The sequence below is a fragment of the Lysinibacillus sp. NPDC058147 genome, assembly GCF_042884205.1.
Lineage (GTDB): Bacteria > Bacillota > Bacilli > Bacillales_A > Planococcaceae > Lysinibacillus.
The window spans coordinates 153,815-171,291 of sequence record NZ_JBHVUJ010000006.1 but is presented as its reverse complement, the minus strand read 5'-3'; the positions used below and the strand labels follow the sequence as shown (position 1 = coordinate 171,291).

Sequence of the window (17,477 nt, the reverse complement as noted above, 5' to 3'; positions counted from 1 at the left end):
TACGGTTTAGGATGACTGAATACAAAGCCAATGGGCAATTTGCTCAACGGTCATTAGCCCTTTTACATATATTGAATTATGTAAAGGGAGGGGTTTATCATGTACAATCCATATGAAGAAATTATGCCACTGCCAGAACCTGGTTTCGAACCATCCTTTGGACTTCCTGGTTTTAGACCACCACCATCGTTTGGACCGCCCGGTTTTGGGCCGCCACCATCATTTGGACCACCTGGTTTCGGACCACCACCAGCAGGTCAAATGCCTCTTGGTCCACCGCCTAGCTTTGTGCCATCACTGCCACCTTTTGGAGTAGGTACAAGTGGTATTCAATCATGCTTATTTAGGAATACGTATATATGGATGTTCAATGGAACAGGCTTTTGGTTCTTCCTAACTGCTGTAGGAAGAGAGTTTATTGCAGGGTTCCGATGGAGTAGTAGAAGCGGTTGGCGCTTCCAAACTATTGCAAGAAGAAATATTCGCTCGTATGAATGTTCGAGGTGGTAATAAAGCGTATTAAGAAACCAAATTAAATGATTAATGAACTATTATGCCTTTAAAATAAAGTTGACATTAATAGGGAACATTTATTGGTTCATAGTGTTGAAAAAATGGCCAAAGGAAATCTTTCTGAATTAAAGTGATAACTATGTGAAGTGGATGATCTCCGTTCTGACTTGACGCATCTAGAAAAATGCCCAGTTAGAACGAAATCAACCACTCGTTTTGCTGAAGAGCCATACTTAAATATGACACCCTAATTTAATTTACATAATAGTATCATTCATGCTTAAACCTTCTCTACGCCACCCACAAGCTGCGTATACTCCACAAACCATTTTCTCCATTCTTCCATTGGAAATTCTTCATGTATAGTTCCACTTAATAAGTCAGAAAGCAGGTTTAAGCATATATGCCAGCCGGCTAAATCTTTAGGCGTATGGTCAGTTAGCTCACCAATCGTTTCAAGTAATACTAATATGGAACCATTACCCGTGGGGGAGAGTTCAAATCTTACTGTATCTTTGCCCCAATCAAATTCGAGTACTTCCTTCTCGGAATAATCTGTAATCGCTATTTTTTTATAAGCATTTGTTCCATCATTCATATTAAAATGGATTTTGCCGTTCTTTCGAAGATCGATGATTTCTAAATTATTCATCCATTTTTGAAGCTTTTCATTCTCCGTTAATACTGCCCAAACAGCCTCAACTGAATGTGACAGCGGACGGTTGAATTTTACGACATAGTTATTTTGTTGTTTTTGAATAGTAGCGAGCATGGGGATCCTCCTTGTTTACTTTTCCTCATCATAAACTGCTTGAAATAGTCTTGTCACGCCTTCTTCTATTTCATTCTTCTTTAAATGTCCATAACCTAAAATAATTCGATTAGTATATTTCCCTTTCTCTATCGTGTGATCCTCTACAGGGTATACCCTTACATCAAATTGTTCGATTTGTAACAATAACTCTTTAGAAAAATGAATATCCTCCAGTTCAACAATTAAATGCATGCCAGTAGAGTAACCTAAAACTTTCACTTTATTTGAAAAGGTTGTATGTAAACATTGGATAAGGAAATCTCGCTGGCTTTTATAAAATTTCTTCATTTTTGCAATATGTCGTTCCAAGTAGCCATCCTTAATAAAACGGGCGAGAATAAGCTGATCTAATGATGGCGTGTGTAAATCAGTAAACCATTTCAGCTGCCGAAATTTCTCAATTAGATGAGTTGGAAGAACTATATAACCTATTCGTAATGCTGGAGAGAGGATCTTACTAAAGGAGCCGATATAGAGTACACGTTCTGGATCTAGGCCTTGTAAAGAGCTGACAGGTGGACCTTCATAGCGAAACTCACTATCATAATCATCTTCAACTAAAAAACAATTATTCCTTCTAACGAAATTGATTAATTGAATTCTGCGCTGTATTGGTAGCGTGCCTCCTAGTGGGAATTGATGAGATGGGGTCAGGAAGACAAATTTAGGCTGCAAATTTTCTGGTAGTAAGGATGTCTTCATCCCATCTACATCTACAGGTATTGGATAAATAGAGGCACCTGAAGATTTAAAAATTGTTTGAATATCATTCGTAATAGGATCTTCCATGATGACGGTATCCTTAGGCGTTAAAAGCAACCTAGAAACAAGTGTCATTGCTTGTGTAGCGCCTGATGTAATAACAATTTGTTCTGGATGACAGGCAACACCTCTAGTTCTCAATAAGTAGTGTGCGAGCGTTTGTCTTAATTCCAGACGACCTTCTGGGGAGTCATATCCAAAGTTAGTTGATTCAATATCGTTCCACAGTTGATGTGATAATTTTGCCCAAGTTTTACGTGGAAATAAGTCTAATGCCGGAATGCCTGAGCGAAAATTAATCATATTATTTTTAGGCTTCTCACTGACTTCATATAATAAAAATGATGAATCATGCTGCGTTAAAAAGGCTCCCTCTGCAACAAATGTACCTGAACCTCTTCGTGCAATTAAAAATCCCTCTGCTAACAATTGATCGTAAGCTTCCAATATGACATTTCTTGAAACCTTTAGCTCGACAGAAAGCTCACGTGTTGATGCTAGCCTTTCACCTGCGTGAAGATGGCCATTTAATATTTTTTCCCGAATTTGCTGATAAACTTGCCGGTTTAAGGGTATATCTGAAGAACGGTCGATTGGTATCCATAACAACTTTGTCTCGCCTCCTAGTTAAAAGTGGTACTTTGAAAAATTCTATAAAGTGGTTCTTATGCTACCAATTTTATCATGTTAAAGTACTGGTAAATAGGTAAGAGGGGGAATGAAAATGGAAAAAACAGAAGAATTGGTGGTTCAAGCATTAAAATCCGCAGCGAGAGATGAGCGAATGAAACATACTTTTCAACAGTCAACAGAACTCTATCCATTATTTTGGAAAGCAGCGAAACGATATGTCACGGGTGAAAAGAGGCAGGATGCCCTTCAAATGGCCCTAGAATTTATCGCCAAGGATTATCAAATATCCGTTGAATTTTTTGGGGAAAATACAACGGATTTGTTGGAATGCCAAAAGGCCAAAGATGAATTTTTGCAACTTATTGAGAGTATGGGTGCCTCGTCAATGAAACAAACCGTCTCGTTTGATTTGTCTCATATTGGTCTTTCTATCAACGCAGAACTTGCTTATAAACACTTGGTAGAGCTTGCTAAAAAAGCAAATCAATATGAAATTACTTTAATGATTAGTATGGAGGAGTCATCAAAAACGAACGATATTCTCGACGTTTATAAAAAAATAGCCAGTCGATATTCCAATGTCGGGATTACGCTACAAGTACATCTCTATCGTACAGAGGAGGATATACAGCAGCTCATTCAATACCCAGGGAAAATAAGGCTTGTTAAAGGTGCTTTCCAGGAGCCGGTCGATGTTGCGCTGAAAAGATCAGAGGAACTGAATGAACGTTATCTTCATTATGTAGAGCAGTTGATAAATGCCAATCATCCAATCTCGATAGCTACGCATGATGAAGTATTGATTCAAGAAATTGAACAAAGGAAATATTTTGATCAACCAAATGTTGAGATAGAAATGCTTTATGGCATACAATCAGATTTGATTCATCAATTAAAAGCGAAAGGATATCGTTGTAAGGTTTATCTTACGTATGGTAGAGAGTGGTATTTATATTTATGTCATCGTCTTGCTGAATATCCGGAGAATCTATTTTTGGCTGTAGCAGACGTTATTAATCCATCCATGTTAACTAGAAGTGAAGGTTATTAAACAAATACATCAAACTAAGTTCTTATGTCCTTGGTATTATTTGAACTTTATGGAGAGCAGAATTTCAGCTAATATTGGTTGAAAAGGGGGGGACAACCATGCCGTATCAACAAGCTTTAGAGAACTATATTGCAGCTACAAATTCCCATGATTTTAATAACGTAAAGGAAATTTTGCATCCGCAAGCAGTGTATTGGTTTTCGGATAAAACATGCATAACCTTAGAAGAAATAAGAGTTTATTTCAATAATACTTGGAAATTGATAAAGGAAGAGGTATATTCAGCTACTAATGTCCAGTGGCTTACGGTTGATGAACAATCAGCTACCTGTATTTATACATACCACTATGAGGGCTATCATAACGGGAAATTTGTATCAGGTAGCGGAAGAGCAACAAATATTTTTACTGTTATAAACAACGAATGGAAGTTAATTCATGAACATTTAAGTAGTTAAATGATTTTTATTGCTACTTGAATAAGTAGTAATGAAATAATGATTATTAGTAGTATTTTAGCTGCCTTTATCGGAATTTTCGGTAGAATTAAAAGTCCGAGTTGAGAGCCGATAATGGAGCCTATTGCCATCGCAATTGCATAATGCCATTGAATAAAGCCGGTTTGGTAAAATACTATAAATGCCCCTGTACAGCTCCCGAAAATAAGTACGCGTGTGAGCTGTACAGCCTTTATGTAGGAGTAATGGTGGCGTAAAAAATATAGTATGCTGAAGGTTGAAGAACCAGGTCCAAAGCCACCATCATAAGCCGCGATTAAAAATGGCTGCCATAATTTATTGCTGTGTTTAGTGTCATTTTCTTCTGAGCTAACAGTCCATTCTTTATTTTTCAACGTTATAAATAGGGCGAAAATAAGTAGCATACATGCAATAATATTCATTGTTTTTTCGGAGATGGATACTGTTAGGAGTGCTCCACAAACGCCTCCGACAATTGCTACAGCAACATATTTCATAATAGCTACTAGGCGAAGCTCTTTATGATATAGAAGATAAAAGATGCTCGACAACGCTGCAATGCCCGATGAAAATTTATTCGTAGCAATGCCTGTTTGAATAGGTATTCCAACAAGCATCATAGCAGGGATCGTAATTAACCCAGCACCTCCAGCAAGGGTACCGATAAAAGCAGCAATAACTCCGATACCGACGAGCGTCAGTGAAAGCTTTGTATAAGAAAGTCCTATTGCAATGGCAACGGTCACAATGAAAATAAAAGATTTTTTCATAAGCGGCTCCTTTAATGTTGTTAGTTAAAGGGTAATGGTAAACAATTTATAAATCTAATATATTATTTTTCGTTTTGTATAAATGATATTTATACAAAGTACAACTGATTTTTTCTCTTTAAATACTACTCGAAATACAGTCTCCTTAAAGCTTCAACCTCTCCTAATTTATTATGCTTACTTTCATCTGCTTAGCCCCTTTGAAATTGAAATGTAAATAGTTATTATTGTAAGTAATGGAAGTCGTTATTAAGCGAAGGGGATGGTAGCAATGAAACAAAATATGTATCAATGGGGCGACTCACAAAATCCAACTTTCATCTTTTTACATGGGATAGGGAGTACAGGCTTAGCATTTGGAGAACTAGCAAAACAATTACCAGAGTATCATATCGTATCCTTTGATTTACCTGGACACGGCTATGCAAAAGCCTTGGAAGAAGAAAAGGCTTATTTTCCGTCCAATTTGATTGAAGACATAGAAGAAACAATAAATCAGCAGTTAGGTAATACAACTCATTATTTAATTGGTCATTCTTTTGGAGCTGATTTGGCATTGCATTATGCCGCTAAATACCCAAAACGAATAAAGGGGATTATTTTGCTAGATGGCGGTTATATGTCACCGCAAGAACTAGGGGTGACATTAGAAACCGAATTACAAGATATAGAGAAATTTTGCGATGAAGTAAGATTCCCATCTTGGGACGTATTTTTTGAATCGGAAAAAGAAGAGCTTTTACGATGGTCGGAAGAGCTTGAAGAAGCGTCAAAGGCTCAAGTTAAGGAGCAGGATGGAGAAATTAGACTAACGCTTTCTACTTTTACAGGGCGGTCTATCATAAAAGGTATTTATGCAGAACCTGTCACAAATATAGTTGAACAGGTGCATTGCCCAACTCTCTTGATACGCGCAACAAAGCCAATCGAATTAGAATCTACTAGAAAGAAGAGTATTCAAATTTTGCAAACTAAAATTGAGAACTTAGATATTGAACTAATCACGGATGCAGGTCATGATATTTTTCGTGAAGCACCTAAGGATGTTGCTATAAAAATTAGAACATGGGTTGAGAAGCATTAATAAACAAATAGCGCAAGCATTGGTATGACAAATTCTAAGGTGAATGAAACTGATAAAAACAGAAGAAGAGCTAAAAAACTTAATTGCAGCAGATGAATGGATGATGGAAATTTTAACAACTGTAGAAAAGCTACAATTACCAGATTCATGGGTATGCGCTGGATTTATTCGCTCGAAGGTGTGGGATTTTCTACATAAAAAGGAGTACAGAACACCATTAGCCGATATTGATGTAATATATTTTGATAAAGTAAATTCTTTAGAGAATTATGAGAAGCTATATGAACAAGAATTGACGAAGTATTTACCGAATGAGCCTTGGTCTGTAAAAAATCAAGCGAGAATGCATGTAGTAAATAATAGTGAACCTTATCGATCATCTATTGATGGTATGGCTCATTTTCCAGAAATACCGACAGCTATTGGTGTGAGACTTACTAATGGAAAACTTGAAATAGCAGCACCTTATGGGATCAAGCACTTAGTTTCTGGGATTGTCGCTCCTACTCCATATTTTCAGAAAGGCTCTCCAATGCATGAGATTTATATGAATAGAGTTCGTAACAAACAGTGGGAATTAAGTTGGTCGAAGCTACAGATTGTCTACTAAAACGAAGCGAAGGAGCTAATGAATTGTATCACGATAAACATCATATAATTTCGCATTATGAAAGATCTATCGTCTTTGTGGAAAGCTTAGCAAACATAACAGAAGAACAATGGCGTACTCCTATAGAATCTGGAAAATGGACAGTAGCAGAGGTAATCGGCCATCTTACTCCATGGGATGAATTCGTGATAAAACAACGTCTACCGTTTCTTTTTACAGAAGAAAGCTTACCAAAAGGGCCTGATGTAGAAAAGGTGAATGCCAGTGCAGCGAGGGATAGTCGTGCACAAAATAAAGAAGAAACGATTGTCAATTTTATCAATCAGAGACATCAGCTAATTAACGCACTTTATCAAATAGTGGATGAGCAATGGCAGCAGCCTTTTACTATAGGTGCTTCAGAATTAACACTTTACAGTTATTTTACTAGTCAAGCAGATCATGATTTGCATCATTTTTCTCAAGTACAAAAAGTTTTAAAGAATATAGAGGGTATAAAGTGGATATCAAGCATTTAATCGATTATTATGCACATGCGTCTGTAAGTTTTACGGATGTTTTTACAAATAAAATGGAGCCAGGGCAAATAGATATTGGTCGAACAACAGCCCCTGGGAAGTGTGGTTTGGTTGTTCCGCTTGTTGGTAGTGCTGTATTTAGCTTTAATGGTATCCCTTATGCAATGGAGCCGGGTATGGTCGTACATGCAGGGCCACAAATGCCAATCGAAATTAAAGTTACTAGCGATAAGGAATGGGAGTATGCAGTTGTTCATTATCATATCCCTCCCGAAGAAATATCTCAATATCCGTTATCAGCTCAGCATTTTTTAATCAATACAGGCCATCATACAAAAATTATTGACTATGTACAGCAGCTAATAGAAAGCCAAGCAATGCCAGGCAATATGTCGATATTCAAAGCAAAGATTCTATTTATGAATCTTTTGGAAGCCATTCTTATATCGGCAAAAGTGAAGGTTCTGGATACGGCAAGTGAGCAGATGGAGCAAGCTTTACAGTATATACATGAGAATTATGCTAAACAACTTTCTGTTTCGAAAGTTGCTGAAGAATTTGGCGTGGAGCGTCGTAGATTTGCTTATCTGTTCGAACAGCATACGGGGATGAATCCTAGCGTCTACTTAACGGAATATCGCATACGACGGTCGAAGGAGTTACTAAAATATGACGATTCTCCAGTAGCAGAAATAGCAGAATGTGTAGGCTATGTAGATTGCTTTTATTTCAGTAGAGTATTTAAAAAATGTACTGGAATGTCCCCGACAGCCTATCGGAAAATAATGATTGAGGAAGCTAAATACGTATAAAAAGTTGTTTCTTTAAAAAAGAAGCAGCTTTTTTTGTAAATCATCAATTATGTCTCGGCAAAAGTCCATGTGATTCATGAAATTGTCCATTCACAATAGGTTTTCTCTTTGTTAGGATAGTATCCGTAAATGATAATGAATATCAATTAAATTAATAAAGTCTTGACTTATAATTGAAAATGATTATCATTATCAATATAATTAAGTTCGTTAGGAGAGAATAAATCTATGAATAAATATTTTAAAATGTGTGCACCCGCTCTATTAGCGCTATCCTTGGCTGCATGTGGAACGGATAAAGCAGAAGAGTCTACTGCATCTACAAATAATGCTGCAGAAACTAGTACAACAGAAACACAAACAAATCAGGCGAAAACACAGACGATTACATACTTAGGCGAAAAATATGAACTTCCTGCAGAAGTGAAAAACATTGTAGCAGCAAGTTTAGAATCTATGGAGGATGCGGCAATTCTTGGTATTAAGCCTGTTGGTGTACTTGATATCGGAGGAAAAATTCCTTCCTATCTTGCTTCTGAATTAGAAGGTGCCGAGCTGGTTGGAAATAAAATGTCACCGAATACTGAAGCCATTCTTAAACTTGATCCAGATGTTATTTTAGGTTCCTCAAAATACCCTGAGGAAATGGCTGAAAAGCTTAAAAAAATTCAAACGATGATTCCATACTCACATGTCTCTACAAATTGGAAGGAGAATCTAACATTACTTGCCCAGCTTACAGGTAAAGAAGATGAGGCGAAAAAAATCATCGCTGATTATGAAGCGAAGGTTGCTGATTCTCAAGTAAAATCTAAAGAGCAATTAGCAGACAAGCAAGTTCTAGTTATTCGGGTACGTGGTGGCATCATGTATATCTATCCAGCAGGCGTTTACTTAAACCCTGTTTTATATGAAGATTTAGGGGCTCCAGTACCAGAGGTTTTAAAAACAGCAAAGGCACAGGCCGAACTATCGCTTGAAACATTAGCAGAGGTTAATCCTGATGCTATTTTCCTTCAATTTGAGGAATCAGAAAATGCCGATGCACCAAAAGCGTTAGAAGAGCTACAAAAAAATCCGATTTTCGCAAGCTTAAAGGCATCACAAAATAAACAGGTTTTCGTGAATGCAATTGAACCGTTAGCACAAGGTGGTACTGCATGGTCTAAGGTGAAATTCTTAGATATCGCAGCGGAAAAATTACTTAAATAGTTTAGATAGGCTGGTAGTAGATTTGGTGGCATCACCAGGCTATTACCAGCCTTTTATAGGCATAATTGATATAGAAAAAGGTGTGGAAATTGAAAAAAACAAACATTGTGGCATTTTCAATATTAGTAGCTTCTCCATTCCTAATTGCGATTGTGGCATTAGTATCTGTTATGTATGGCACAAAAGACATCAGCGCAATTACGGTGTGGCAGGCGATTATTGCATTTGACCCTTCAAATGTGGATCACCAAATTATACGAACAGGACGCATCCCTAGAATTGCCGCAGTGTTACTAGTTGGAGCATTTTTAGCAGTAGCTGGGGCAGTGATGCAAGGTATTACACGAAATTATTTAGCGTCCCCTTCATTAATGGGAGTTAATGATGGTTCAGCATTCGTGATTACGTTAGCAATAGTATTTTTCCCAGGGCTTCCTAATTACCAAATGATTCTACTTTCAATGCTTGGTTCAGCATTAGGGGCAGGGATTGTGTTTGGTTTTGGCTCTTTAATTCGAAATGGTTTATCACCAGTAAGGCTGGCCATTATTGGAACGGTCATTGGTACGTTTTTAAGCAGTATTGCTACAGCCATTGCGATGTATTTCCAAGTATCACAAACGGTAAGTGTTTGGTATAACACAAAGGTACATATGGTGGATATGGATATGCTCATGCTAGCTGTTCCATTTGGATTAATTGGTTTAGTTCTTGCACTATTATCAGCTAAGGCTATTACAATAACTTCACTAGGCGAAGATATCGCTATTGGACTTGGACAAAAAACAAAAGCAGTGAAAATTATTAGTATGCTTGCTGTAGTTTGTTTAACAGGTACAGCAGTTGCCCTTGTTGGAAAGATTGCCTTTGTCGGGTTAGTCATTCCTCATATTACACGTTTCATTGTTGGAGTCGATTACCGCTTTATTATTCCTTGTGCAGCTGTAATAGGTGCGTTTTTCTTAGCACTCTGTGATGTACTCAGTCGCTTTGTTAATTTTCCATTCGAAACTCCGATCGGCGTATTAACAGCCTTGGTTGGTGTTCCATTCTTCCTATATTTAGTTCGTAAACACGGAGGTGAACAACGTGCGTAAAAAAACCTCAAGTGTATTCGTCATGACTGTTTCCTTACTCATGTTATTTATTTTTGGCGCCGGCTATCTCCATATTACAAATGGTGTCTTTGATATGTCTGTGATGGATGTTTTAAAAACATTGCTGCGCATTGAACCAAATCCAAAATTTGATCTTGTCATTTTTGAATTCCGTTTACCACGTATTGTCATTGCAGCATTAGTAGGTGTTGGCCTAGGGATGGCAGGGGTTGTGCTACAAGGTATCACACGTAATGGTCTAGCAGACCCAGGGATTTTAGGGATTAATGCTGGGGCTGGTGCAGCAGTGGTCATATTTATGTTTTTCTTTCAATTACGTCTCACATCTGCAGATATGAGTAGCTGGTTCTCCATTTTGATGATGCCGATTTTTGGATTTGTCGGTGGTGCTATGGCAGCTGTGTTGATTTTCTCATTTGCCCGGAAAAATGGTCATTTAGATATGCAACGACTAATTTTAACGGGGATTGCGATTAATAGTGGCTTTGGGGCATTGTCACTGTTTTTATCATTGAAAATGAATGCTCAAGATTATGAAAATGCAGCAGTTTGGATGGCAGGCTCTATTTATAATGCAAACTGGATCTTTGTTGTGACTATGCTGCCGTGGCTTATTTTATTAGGCTTTTATGTTTATCGGAAATCATATTTGCTCGATTATTTTCAATTAGAAGAGGATAGTATTACTAGCTTAGGGATAGCGGTAGAAAAAGAGAAAATGAAGCTGTTGTTGGCAAGCGTCGGTTTAGTCAGCGCTTGTGTATCGGTATCAGGTAGTATCGGTTTTATTGGATTAATGGCACCACATATTGCTAAACAGCTTGTTGGTATACAACATCGTTACGTCATGCCAGTAAGTGCGTTGATAGGTGCTGGATTGCTAATATTAGCTGATTTTATAGGGAAAACAGTATTTGCACCGTCTGAACTGGCAGTTGGTATTGTTGTCTCGATTATTGGGATTCCGTATTTCTTATATTTACTAGTGAAATCGAAGGCATAGGAGGAAAAAGTGTGCAAACTGCATTTAGAATGGAAAATTTATCTTCTGGCTATGAGCAGGTTCGTGTGTTTGAAGGCTTGAATTTAACAATAGAAGAAGGAAAGGTTACGACTATCATCGGCCCTAATGGATGCGGGAAATCTACTCTATTAAAAACGATTGGTCGTATATTAAAGAAGCAGCAGGGAACGGTTTATTTACAGGATCAAAACATGCAAAATTTATCGACGAAGGAAATTGCGAAAAAGCTAGCAATCTTGTCCCAGACGCCTATTGCTCCAGGTCAGTTAAAGGTTGAGGAGCTCATTGCTTATGGGCGTTATCCACATCGTAATAATGTTAATCGCTTAACGAAAAAGGATGAGGAAATGGTTGAATGGGCTTTAAATGTAACTAATACGATGGAGTACCGAAATCGGGAGCTTGCTCAGCTTTCTGGAGGTCAACGCCAACGTGTATGGCTTGCAATGGCCTTAGCGCAAGAAACAAATATTTTGTTATTAGACGAACCGACAACTTATTTAGATATGGCACATCAGTTAGAGGTGCTAGAAATTGTGAAAAACTTAAACGAACAGCATCGTTGTACGATCGTTATGGTATTGCACGATATTAATCACGCGGCACGATATTCACATCATTTAATTGCAATGAGGCAGGGAGCTGTAATGAAAACTGGAACACCTGAGGAAATTTTATGTGCAGATGTTATGCGGAGCGTATTCAATATTAATGCACGTATTATGGAAGATCCAATTACGAAAACACCAGTATGTTATGGCTATGATGTTATGAAGGAGGCCGACAAATGATTGAGGAGAAGATCGTAAAGACACTTGATTATGTGACACAGCAAATTGTATCAAAGTTTACGGATTATACGTATACGGTAAATATTTATGTACCGAACGGAGAAGTACCAGAAGGAGGTTTTCCAGTCTTATACGTATTAGATGGATCGTCATATTTCCATCTTGTAAAGGAAGCGATCCGTCTACAAAGCCGTAATGCACCTAAAACGGGAGTCTTACCAGCCGTTGTTGTCGGTATTGGGCATGGTGCAGACATGCATGAACGACGATTTTATGATTTTACAGGACAAGCCGAAACGTATAATTATCCTGCAAGATTTAAAGGTAAGGGCCATGAGAAACATGGAGGTGCAGAGAACTTTAGTAGATTTTTAGAGGAGGAATTAAAACCAAATATTCAGGCTCAATTCCCTGTAAATATGCAGCATGAAGCACTGTTCGGTCATTCATTAGCAGGTTATTTTGTTCTTTGGCAATTATTCCATCATCAATCAAGCTTCCAACGTTATATAGCGATTAGCCCTTCTATTTGGTGGAATGAGCATGAACTATTAGGTTATGCGTCAACATTTATAAAAGAGCTTCCGTTTGCTTATGAAAAACTATTCATCGGTGTGGGAGAACTGGAAACCTTTATGGTTGATGATGCGCAACAAATTGCGAGTAAATTACAGAAAATCATGGATATCTCCTTTTATGAAGCGTTGGAGGAAAATCACGCTTCAATCGTTCCAACTGTTATGAGTAGAGCAATACGTTTTGTGAACAAAAATAAATAGTTGTTTCCGCATTATCTTATGGTAATGCGGTTTATTTTTGTTTAAAAATACAATATAATGTATTTTTAAACAAAAGAAGTGTTGACAAATGAACATTATTTTAGCGCAAGTAGAGGATGCTTCAGTAATTCATAACGTTATGCTACAAGCCTTTAAAGAGTATGAACATGCAACACCACCATCGAGTGCACTTAGTGAAACAATTGAATCGATTGAACAGGCGATGAAGAAAGGAGAGCATGCCTTCATCGGATATATCGATGAACAACCTGTTGCGATGGTAAGATTTATACTAAGTGCTCAAGGAATTTATCTTCATTCAGCAGAAGGCTCCCTCCCCGGCAGATGTTGAGATGAATGCGGATGTAGTTCCTTTTAAGTGGGTGTCCAAACACTGAATGAAGATAAAGCCTCCGGCGGATGTCACGGAATCGGAAAGGAGTTCTTTGCGCAAGCACAAAGCCGATTCCGGACGCAATTATGCCAAGGCATAATTGATTAAACGTGCACGAATTATATTGCATTGTTAGAGGAAGAACAGCTTGAACTTTCTATTCCAATTATTAAAATAGATGAGCCCTTCTTTGACGCGATATGTGAAGTAAAACTGCCTCAAACAATTCTTTTTACAAACCCTGAAACCGTTGAAGTTACGATGAACAGACTTCAGCAATACGCTTTACTACATGGAAAATCCATTAATACTAAAATAAAAGTTATCGACAATACGTTTGAACTGATTATGCAGGGGAAAAAGGAAGCGTATAATAACGCTATTAGACAAACTCTTCATCATCTAGAAGAGGAGCAACGGCATATTTCAGTTGCACAACTTTCAATGGTTGAGGCTGCACAGCAATTCGAAAAAGAGTCAACGTTAACGATTACTCATCCGCTAAAGTCGTTAGCTAAATTTGTGATGAAAGCTATAGAATAAAAGTTCGTATATAATTTTTGGAATACTCTGTAACAATTTGTGCGATACATTCGTTTCATAGGAAATAACTATGACTTGTAGGGAGTGTAGTAATGCGGAGATGGGTACTTATGGTAACAGCGTTGTTATTGTTGGTAGGCTGTTCAATGAATGAGAAAGCGATTGCTCTGCCAAATGATTTGCCTGATTTTGTGCAAGAAAGTGATTTTAAATCGATTGATTGGGACAAAAAGGCAGTAGAGTTTGGAGAGAGAGGTATTATTGGTAATGCGGGTAAATCAGGTGTTATCGGGGCCAATATGCCGAGTTTAACCACTCAAAAATGGATGTGGCATCTTTGGGGAATTGAAGAAGGTCGTGATACCAAGTTAACAATTGTCGGGTATCATAAAGATTCTAAAACGGTGTATCCCGTCTTAGTAGATGGTTGGACTATAGGACTTGGTGGACCTGTTAATGGCGCAGATGCTCATACGCCTTCAAATGTGATAATCCCAAAACCTGGTGAATGGGCAATTTTACTTTATACGAATGGAAGCTATTTTGATACTTTAATTTACGATATTAATGAATAGGGAATGAATAGTTCACGCGATGGCCCTCGTTTTTATAAGTATAATTCTTATAAAAAGAGGGTTTTACTTCAGAGAAATAAAGAAATAGCATGAAAAATATAAAATTGGTAATATGAAAAGTAAGAAAATAGAAATGGAGGATAGCTACATGACCGATTTACGATATCCAATTGGACAATTTCAATTTCCAGAAGTAGTTACAGTGCAGCAAGTAAAGGAATGGATTGAGGATATTCGTCTATTACCGAAACAACTAGCGGAGGCACTTAATGGAGCAAGTGAACAAGCATTATCAAAATCTTACCGAGAAAATGGCTGGACGGTTAAGGAGCTTGTCCACCATATTGCAGATAGTCATATGAATAGTTATATCCGTTTTAAGCTAGCTTTGACGGAGGATATTCCAACGATTAAGCCTTACAATGAGGAAGAATGGGCTAAGCTTCCCGATTCAGAAATGCCTGCCTCAACATCTTATAAAATGATAGAGAGCTTACATGAACGTTGGGTGTATTTGCTAACAAGCTTAACAGCAGAGCAATTTCAACGAGCATTTAATCATCCAGACTCAGGATTAATGACACTTGAAAAAGCTGTAGCCTTATATGCTTGGCATGGAAAGCATCATCTTGCTCATATTCAAAATGCTTTGGCGAAATAAATGCTTATAAGGTATTGGATCAATCAGTGGATTGTGAAAAGTAGCTGATCATAAATATTGCTTGATGATTAGGATCACAAATTGAACGAGCTAACTATAGAAATAAATTCTAATAAAACTGTATAAAGTATGTTGTTGAAGGCTGTTTCAAAAGCAAGAAAAGAACTTTTGAAACAGCCATTTTTATGTTATTAGAGGATTCTACATAATTGTAGAGCAATCAGATCATGCCTTGTTCAGACTAGGTATAATATTATTTCGTTTCCCGGTGCAATGTAACTCTTCTCAAGCGCGGGGAATATTTCTTTAGCTCTAGCCTTTCAGGATTAGTTCGCTTATTTTTTGTAGTGATATAGTTTTTATCCCCTGTTTCTGTACAGGCTAATGTCACTTGTACACGCATAAAATAACCTCCTTTTAAATCGTAATAATTACGCTTTATACATTATTATTTTTATTGAAATATGTCAATATCGTATTTCTGCAAAGTTTTTAGCGTTGCATTTTGTAGGGTTCTATGTTTTAATTACAAATTGTAAATAGTAATCATTACGATTTGAGGAGTTGTAAAAATGACAAGAAAAATTCCAGTTACAGTTTTAAGTGGTTATTTAGGTTCTGGTAAAACAACAATGATGAATCACATTCTACAAAACGAAAAAGATATGCGTGTAGCTGTAATCGTCAATGATATGAGTGAAATTAATATTGATGCAGAGTTAATTGCAAAGGGGAGCGGTATTTCACGTACAGAGGAAAAATTTGTAGAGTTATCGAATGGTTGCATTTGCTGCACGTTACGTGAGGATTTATTGCAGGAGGTGGAGCGTCTCGCGAAGCTCGGTACTATTGATTATATTTTAATTGAGTCGACAGGGATTAGCGAACCAATACCCGTTGCCCAAACGTTTAGCTATTTAGACGAGGAACTTGGTATTGATTTAACAAAGTTTTGTCAGCTAGATACGATGGTGACTGTTGTAGATGCGAATCGCTTTTGGCATGATTTTCAATCAGGGGAAAGTCTATTAGAGCGTAAGGAGGCGGTCGGTGAATTAGATGAACGGGATGTTGCTGATTTACTCATTGAGCAAATCGAGTTTTGTGATGTCCTTGTATTAAACAAATGTGATTTAGTAGCAGATGAAGAGCTCGAAAGATTAGAGAGTATATTGCGTGCTTTACAACCCGAAGCAAAGTTAATTCGTTCAATTAACGGCATTATAGAACCATCAGCGATTTTAAATACTGGACGCTTTGATTTTGAACGAGTATCGGAATCTGCTGGTTGGTTAAAGGAATTAGAGCTTGGTCATGAAAATCATTCGCCTGAAACGGAGGAGTACGGTATTTCTTCGTTCACCTATGTCCGTAGAAGACCCTTTCATCCAATGCGTTTTGTAGAATGGTGTGACCAGATGCCAGAAACGATTGTCCGTGCAAAGGGGATTATTTGGAGTGCAAAGCATCAAGATGTTGCATTATTGCTATCACAGGCAGGCTCATCGGCAAAAATAGAGCCCGTTTCTTATTGGGTAGCTGCTTTACCAAAGGAACAGCAGCAGGATGTTTTCTTGCAAAGTCCCGAGGTACTAGAGGATTGGGATGAGGAAATCGGAGATCGCATGACACAGCTTGTTATAATTGGTGTTGAATTAGATAAAGAGTCTATTATAAAGGAATTGGACACATGCTTATTAACGGAAGAGGAGTCTAATAATTCATGCGAGGGTTTACAAGATCCGTTCAATTGGGAATGGCATTAAAGATAAAAACAAAGAAGATTTCGGCTAGGATTCCGAAATCTTCTTTTGAAATACATGATTATAATTAGTAGCATCTCTCAAAGCTTTTTCTTCAATTGGAATGCGCACGGACAGCATTGTCACATTTAAAAGAGTAAAGCAAAATGCAGTAAAATATGCTTGAAACATTAAAGGTAGAAGAATAATTTCTAAGCAAACCACAGCGTAATTTGGGTGACGCATAAATGTGTAAGGGCCTCTCCGTACAACTTCTGCATTGGGTAATATGAGTATTTTTGTGTTCCAAAAAGACCCTAATGAACGAATACACCAAATGCGTAATGCTTGAACGGCAATAAATAATATGAACAATAACGGAAATAAAGGCGATAAACTTTTATGATTAGTAACTACCTCAATAATTAAAAATAGGAAAAAACCGGCGTGCAAAGAAACCATATATGGATAATGAGAGGAACCAACTTCATATGCCCCTTGTGAAAGCATCCATCTTTCATTGCGTTTTGCAATGGAAACTTCTGTCAATCTTTGTAGAATGACGAGGATCAAAATAATATAAATAATCATG

Annotated in this window: 22 protein-coding genes; 17 read left to right on the top strand and 5 right to left on the bottom strand. The window is 37.4% G+C overall.

The window, feature by feature from the left end; translation table 11 throughout:
- The first annotated feature begins 99 nt into the window (after window positions 1–99).
- Entirely contained in the window at window positions 100–510 is a 411-nt protein-coding gene (locus ACFVT8_RS18055; RefSeq protein ID WP_387084492.1) for a hypothetical protein, read from the top strand.
- A gap of 283 nt (window positions 511–793) precedes the next feature.
- Here the strand turns inward: ACFVT8_RS18055 and ACFVT8_RS18050 are convergent, their stop codons facing one another.
- Both ACFVT8_RS18050 and pdxR read right to left on the bottom strand, forming a co-directional pair.
- Window positions 794–1,285: an SRPBCC family protein gene (locus ACFVT8_RS18050; RefSeq protein WP_387084490.1), complete on the bottom strand. Its 492-nt coding sequence runs from the start codon at window positions 1,283–1,285 to the stop codon at window positions 794–796.
- A 15-nt stretch (window positions 1,286–1,300) separates the two neighbouring features.
- The gene (pdxR, locus tag ACFVT8_RS18045) at window positions 1,301–2,698 is read right to left on the bottom strand and encodes a MocR-like pyridoxine biosynthesis transcription factor PdxR (RefSeq protein WP_387084488.1); all 1,398 of its coding nucleotides are present in this window, start codon (window positions 2,696–2,698) and stop codon (window positions 1,301–1,303) included.
- 115 nt (window positions 2,699–2,813) lie between these two features.
- Between pdxR and ACFVT8_RS18040 the strand changes: the two genes are divergently transcribed.
- Window positions 2,814–3,773, top strand: coding sequence for a proline dehydrogenase family protein (locus ACFVT8_RS18040; RefSeq protein WP_387084486.1), 960 nt, complete (start codon window positions 2,814–2,816; stop codon window positions 3,771–3,773).
- 98 nt (window positions 3,774–3,871) lie between these two features.
- A complete protein-coding gene (locus ACFVT8_RS18035; protein WP_387084484.1) occupies window positions 3,872–4,231 on the top strand; it encodes a YybH family protein in 360 nt (119 codons plus the stop codon).
- Here ACFVT8_RS18035 and ACFVT8_RS18030 read toward each other — a convergent pair.
- Complete coding sequence (locus tag ACFVT8_RS18030; RefSeq protein WP_387084482.1) at window positions 4,228–5,022, bottom strand: sulfite exporter TauE/SafE family protein; 795 nt, start codon at window positions 5,020–5,022, stop codon at window positions 4,228–4,230. The two genes, ACFVT8_RS18035 and ACFVT8_RS18030, sit on opposite strands and share 4 nt — an antisense overlap.
- A gap of 271 nt (window positions 5,023–5,293) precedes the next feature.
- Between ACFVT8_RS18030 and ACFVT8_RS18025 the strand changes: the two genes are divergently transcribed.
- The 13 genes from ACFVT8_RS18025 to ACFVT8_RS17965 all read left to right on the top strand — a co-directional run bounded on the left by ACFVT8_RS18025 (window position 5,294) and on the right by ACFVT8_RS17965 (window position 15,143).
- Window positions 5,294–6,106, top strand: coding sequence for an alpha/beta fold hydrolase (locus tag ACFVT8_RS18025; protein WP_387084480.1), 813 nt, complete (start codon window positions 5,294–5,296; stop codon window positions 6,104–6,106).
- Window positions 6,107–6,149: 43 nt separating this feature from the next.
- Entirely contained in the window at window positions 6,150–6,716 is a 567-nt protein-coding gene (locus ACFVT8_RS18020; protein ID WP_387084478.1) for a nucleotidyltransferase family protein, read from the top strand.
- Window positions 6,689–7,234, top strand: coding sequence for a DinB family protein (locus tag ACFVT8_RS18015; protein WP_387084476.1), 546 nt, complete (start codon window positions 6,689–6,691; stop codon window positions 7,232–7,234). The genes ACFVT8_RS18020 and ACFVT8_RS18015 overlap by 28 nt, the downstream gene beginning before the upstream one ends.
- Window positions 7,216–8,046 (top strand): helix-turn-helix domain-containing protein, encoded by an 831-nt coding sequence (locus ACFVT8_RS18010; RefSeq protein WP_387084474.1) that lies wholly within the window; start codon window positions 7,216–7,218, stop codon window positions 8,044–8,046. The genes ACFVT8_RS18015 and ACFVT8_RS18010 overlap by 19 nt, the downstream gene beginning before the upstream one ends.
- Window positions 8,047–8,274: 228 nt before the next feature.
- Entirely contained in the window at window positions 8,275–9,258 is a 984-nt protein-coding gene (locus ACFVT8_RS18005; RefSeq protein ID WP_387084472.1) for an ABC transporter substrate-binding protein, read from the top strand.
- Window positions 9,259–9,347: 89 nt separating this feature from the next.
- A complete protein-coding gene (locus ACFVT8_RS18000; RefSeq protein WP_387084470.1) occupies window positions 9,348–10,355 on the top strand; it encodes a FecCD family ABC transporter permease in 1,008 nt (335 codons plus the stop codon).
- Window positions 10,348–11,379, top strand: coding sequence for a FecCD family ABC transporter permease (locus ACFVT8_RS17995; RefSeq protein ID WP_387084468.1), 1,032 nt, complete (start codon window positions 10,348–10,350; stop codon window positions 11,377–11,379). Before ACFVT8_RS18000 ends, ACFVT8_RS17995 begins: the two co-directional genes overlap by 8 nt.
- A gap of 29 nt (window positions 11,380–11,408) precedes the next feature.
- Window positions 11,409–12,191 carry an ABC transporter ATP-binding protein gene (locus ACFVT8_RS17990; protein WP_387084728.1) on the top strand — a complete coding sequence of 261 codons (783 nt, stop codon included), beginning with the start codon at window positions 11,409–11,411 and terminating at the stop codon, window positions 12,189–12,191.
- On the top strand, window positions 12,188–12,970 hold the full coding sequence (locus ACFVT8_RS17985; RefSeq protein WP_387084466.1) for an alpha/beta hydrolase: 783 nt from the start codon (window positions 12,188–12,190) through the stop codon (window positions 12,968–12,970). Before ACFVT8_RS17990 ends, ACFVT8_RS17985 begins: the two co-directional genes overlap by 4 nt.
- Window positions 12,971–13,058: 88 nt before the next feature.
- Entirely contained in the window at window positions 13,059–13,322 is a 264-nt protein-coding gene (locus ACFVT8_RS17980) for a hypothetical protein (protein WP_387084464.1), read from the top strand.
- 171 nt (window positions 13,323–13,493) lie between these two features.
- Window positions 13,494–13,907 (top strand): hypothetical protein, encoded by a 414-nt coding sequence (locus ACFVT8_RS17975; protein ID WP_387084462.1) that lies wholly within the window; start codon window positions 13,494–13,496, stop codon window positions 13,905–13,907.
- 92 nt (window positions 13,908–13,999) lie between these two features.
- A complete protein-coding gene (locus ACFVT8_RS17970) occupies window positions 14,000–14,482 on the top strand; it encodes a hypothetical protein (RefSeq protein WP_387084460.1) in 483 nt (160 codons plus the stop codon).
- A 148-nt stretch (window positions 14,483–14,630) separates the two neighbouring features.
- Complete coding sequence (locus tag ACFVT8_RS17965; protein WP_387084458.1) at window positions 14,631–15,143, top strand: YfiT family bacillithiol transferase; 513 nt, start codon at window positions 14,631–14,633, stop codon at window positions 15,141–15,143.
- 253 nt (window positions 15,144–15,396) lie between these two features.
- Here the strand turns inward: ACFVT8_RS17965 and rpmG are convergent, their stop codons facing one another.
- A complete protein-coding gene (rpmG, locus tag ACFVT8_RS17960; protein WP_387084456.1) occupies window positions 15,397–15,546 on the bottom strand; it encodes a 50S ribosomal protein L33 in 150 nt (49 codons plus the stop codon).
- Between the two features lie 169 nt (window positions 15,547–15,715).
- Here rpmG and ACFVT8_RS17955 point away from each other — a divergent pair, with 169 nt between their 5' ends.
- The gene (locus ACFVT8_RS17955) at window positions 15,716–16,909 is read left to right on the top strand and encodes a GTP-binding protein (RefSeq protein WP_387084454.1); all 1,194 of its coding nucleotides are present in this window, start codon (window positions 15,716–15,718) and stop codon (window positions 16,907–16,909) included.
- A gap of 24 nt (window positions 16,910–16,933) precedes the next feature.
- Here the strand turns inward: ACFVT8_RS17955 and ACFVT8_RS17950 are convergent, their stop codons facing one another.
- Entirely contained in the window at window positions 16,934–17,476 is a 543-nt protein-coding gene (locus tag ACFVT8_RS17950; protein WP_387084452.1) for an isoprenylcysteine carboxyl methyltransferase family protein, read from the bottom strand.
- Window position 17,477 lies beyond the last annotated feature (1 nt).

Bases quoted from the DNA above. Each gene is read 5' to 3' on its own strand.
- ACFVT8_RS18055 (WP_387084492.1), top strand. From the start codon at position 100: ATGTACAATCCATATGAAGAAATTATGCCACTGCCAGAACCTGGTTTC.
- ACFVT8_RS18050 (WP_387084490.1), bottom strand. From the start codon at position 1,285: ATGCTCGCTACTATTCAAAAACAACAAAATAACTATGTCGTAAAATTC.
- ACFVT8_RS18040 (WP_387084486.1), top strand. From the start codon at position 2,814: ATGGAAAAAACAGAAGAATTGGTGGTTCAAGCATTAAAATCCGCAGCG.
- ACFVT8_RS18035 (WP_387084484.1), top strand. From the start codon at position 3,872: ATGCCGTATCAACAAGCTTTAGAGAACTATATTGCAGCTACAAATTCC.
- ACFVT8_RS18030 (WP_387084482.1), bottom strand. From the start codon at position 5,022: ATGAAAAAATCTTTTATTTTCATTGTGACCGTTGCCATTGCAATAGGA.
- ACFVT8_RS18025 (WP_387084480.1), top strand. From the start codon at position 5,294: ATGAAACAAAATATGTATCAATGGGGCGACTCACAAAATCCAACTTTC.
- ACFVT8_RS18020 (WP_387084478.1), top strand. From the start codon at position 6,150: ATGAAACTGATAAAAACAGAAGAAGAGCTAAAAAACTTAATTGCAGCA.
- ACFVT8_RS18005 (WP_387084472.1), top strand. From the start codon at position 8,275: ATGAATAAATATTTTAAAATGTGTGCACCCGCTCTATTAGCGCTATCC.
- ACFVT8_RS17990 (WP_387084728.1), top strand. From the start codon at position 11,409: ATGGAAAATTTATCTTCTGGCTATGAGCAGGTTCGTGTGTTTGAAGGC.
- ACFVT8_RS17985 (WP_387084466.1), top strand. From the start codon at position 12,188: ATGATTGAGGAGAAGATCGTAAAGACACTTGATTATGTGACACAGCAA.
- ACFVT8_RS17980 (WP_387084464.1), top strand. From the start codon at position 13,059: ATGAACATTATTTTAGCGCAAGTAGAGGATGCTTCAGTAATTCATAAC.
- ACFVT8_RS17970 (WP_387084460.1), top strand. From the start codon at position 14,000: ATGCGGAGATGGGTACTTATGGTAACAGCGTTGTTATTGTTGGTAGGC.
- ACFVT8_RS17965 (WP_387084458.1), top strand. From the start codon at position 14,631: ATGACCGATTTACGATATCCAATTGGACAATTTCAATTTCCAGAAGTA.
- rpmG (WP_387084456.1), bottom strand. From the start codon at position 15,546: ATGCGTGTACAAGTGACATTAGCCTGTACAGAAACAGGGGATAAAAAC.
- ACFVT8_RS17955 (WP_387084454.1), top strand. From the start codon at position 15,716: ATGACAAGAAAAATTCCAGTTACAGTTTTAAGTGGTTATTTAGGTTCT.
- ACFVT8_RS17950 (WP_387084452.1), bottom strand. From the start codon at position 17,476: ATGATTATTTATATTATTTTGATCCTCGTCATTCTACAAAGATTGACA.